At 69.2% G+C, this 2059-nt stretch carries 2 protein-coding genes; both read right to left on the bottom strand.

Going from position 1 to position 2059, the window contains the following annotated elements:
• Window positions 1-74: 74 nt before the first annotated feature.
• Window positions 75-1319: an ABC transporter substrate-binding protein gene (locus tag P409_RS32685; RefSeq protein WP_034848499.1), complete on the bottom strand. Its 1245-nt coding sequence runs from the start codon at window positions 1317-1319 to the stop codon at window positions 75-77.
• Window positions 1320-1383: 64 nt separating this feature from the next.
• On the bottom strand, window positions 1384-2059 hold a 676-nt coding region (locus tag P409_RS32680; RefSeq protein WP_161790516.1), incomplete at its 5' end, for an ROK family protein.

Raw genomic sequence — 2059 nt, 5'->3', positions numbered from 1 at the left:
CCTTGTCCGGCGACCAGGGCCGGGCGCGGGCGGCCCGGCGCGGCGCCGTGGCGGGGGCGAGCGCGACCACGGGGTCAGGCGCGCGGTTCGATGCGGGCCTTGCGGATCTTCTCCGCCGCCGCGTCCAGCGCCTCCTGCGGCGTCGCCTTGCCGAGGATGGCGGACTGCACCGCCTCGACCAGGATCTTCTCGAAGGGCTGCCAGGCGCGCGGCGTCGGCTGGGCGAAGCCGTTCGCCTTCATGGCGATGAAGGTCTGCCAGAACGGCGTCCTGAAGGTGTCCATCTGCTCCTCCTCGGCCAGCAGCGGCACCAGCCCGCGCTGGTCGTCCCACTTGGCGTGAACCTCGGGCTGCAGCAGATAGGCGACGAACTTGCCCGCCGCCTCGGGATGCGCGGACTTGGCCGAGATGGCGAGGCTGTCCGACACCTGCTCGCCCTTGCACGCCTTGCCGCAGGGCAGCGGCGCCACGGCATAGGGCGCGGTCTTGTTGTCGGGGGGCAGGCCCATGATCGACTTGCCCCAGGGGCCGCTGACCATCATCGCGATCTTGCCCTGGGCGAACAGCGGCGGGTGCTGCTCGCGGTTCAGCTCCAGCGGGTTGGGCACGACCTTGTCCTTCTGGAACAGGTCGACATAGAACTGCAGCGCGGCCACCGCCTCCGGGCTGTTGATCCTGGTTTCGCCAGACGAATCAAAGGCTTCGCCGCCATTCTGGTAGACGAAGTTCAGGAACTGGCTGACCAGGGTGACATGCGCGGCCGCCGAGGTGGCGTAGCCGTACATGCCGGGGTTCTTCTCCATCACCGATTTCGCCGTCGCCACCAGCTCGTCCCAGGTCTTGGGCGGGGTCGGGATCAGGTCGGTGCGGTAGTAGAGCGCCTGGGTCGAGAAGGCCATCGGCACGGCCATCTGCTTGTCGCCGAACTGCGCCGCTTGGCGCAGCGTCTCCGGGATCCGGCCCAAGGTCGCGGCGTCGACCAGCCCGTCGACCGGCTGGATCGCGCCCATCATCGACAGCTCGGCGACGTTGCGGGTGCCGATATAGACGACGTCGGCGGCGCGGCCGGCGATGAAGTCGGTCGACAGCTTCTGGAACGCCTCGTCCCAGCCGACGCCCTCGACCTTCACCTTGATGTCGGGGTTCTTGGCCTCGAAATCGGCGATGAAGCCCGGCAGGGTCTTCTGGCTGACCTCATCGCTGGCGCCGGGGATGAAGAAGCGGATCTCGGTCGTCTCGGCCAGGGCCGGTCCGGCCAGGCCGGCGGCAAGGACGAGGATGCAAAGGCTCGGCCCGAGCCGCATGCTGCGCAGGTTCATCTTAGCCTCCCGTGGCTGGCTGGTGTGTTTGCTTGGCTTGGGAACGCCCTGATCCCCGCGGGGATCAGGGCGGTCGTCTCATCCCGCCCTGGCGCAGCAGCAGGTCCAGCGCCAGGCCGACCGCGCCGCGCAGATAGCCGTCGCCCTCGTCGGGGCTGATGACGATCCCGGTGCGGCATTCGTCGAAATTGTAGCCATGGGCGCGGAAGCTCTCGTTCAGCGCCTTCAGCAGGTAGATGTTCAGCGCCGGCTGCGGCGCCCGGAACACGATGGCCTCCAGATCGAACAGGTTGGCGACTTGGGCCAGGGCCTGGCCGATCCAGCGGCCGGCGCAGTCGAAGATCTCGATCGCCTCCGGGTCGCCCTGCGATGCGATATGGGCCAGCACCGCGATGTCGTCCGACAGCCCGCGCTTCAGCGCCTGGCGCGAGATGGCGGAGAGCGAGGCGAGGGACGCCAGGCAGCCGCACTTCCCGCAGCGGCAGGCGGCGCCGGAATAGGGGGCCAGCGACAGGTGGCCGATCTCGCCGGCCTGGCCCTTGCCGCGATAGACGTCGCCATTGATCGAAATGCCGGAGCCGATCTCGTTCTGCAGGCTGACGACGGCGTAGTTCTCATAGGCCCGGGCCAGGCCCAGCATGCGCTCGGCCACGACGATGGCGTTGGACGGCGTCTCGGCGGCGACGCCGATGCCGAAGGCGTCCCGCAGCGCCGCGGTCAGGCGCTGGCCGGCGCCGATC

It is taken from the genome of Inquilinus limosus MP06 (genome assembly GCF_000767795.1).
GTDB classification, from domain to species: domain Bacteria; phylum Pseudomonadota; class Alphaproteobacteria; order DSM-16000; family Inquilinaceae; genus Inquilinus; species Inquilinus limosus_E.
This window is presented reverse-complemented; position numbering and strand designations above follow the sequence as displayed.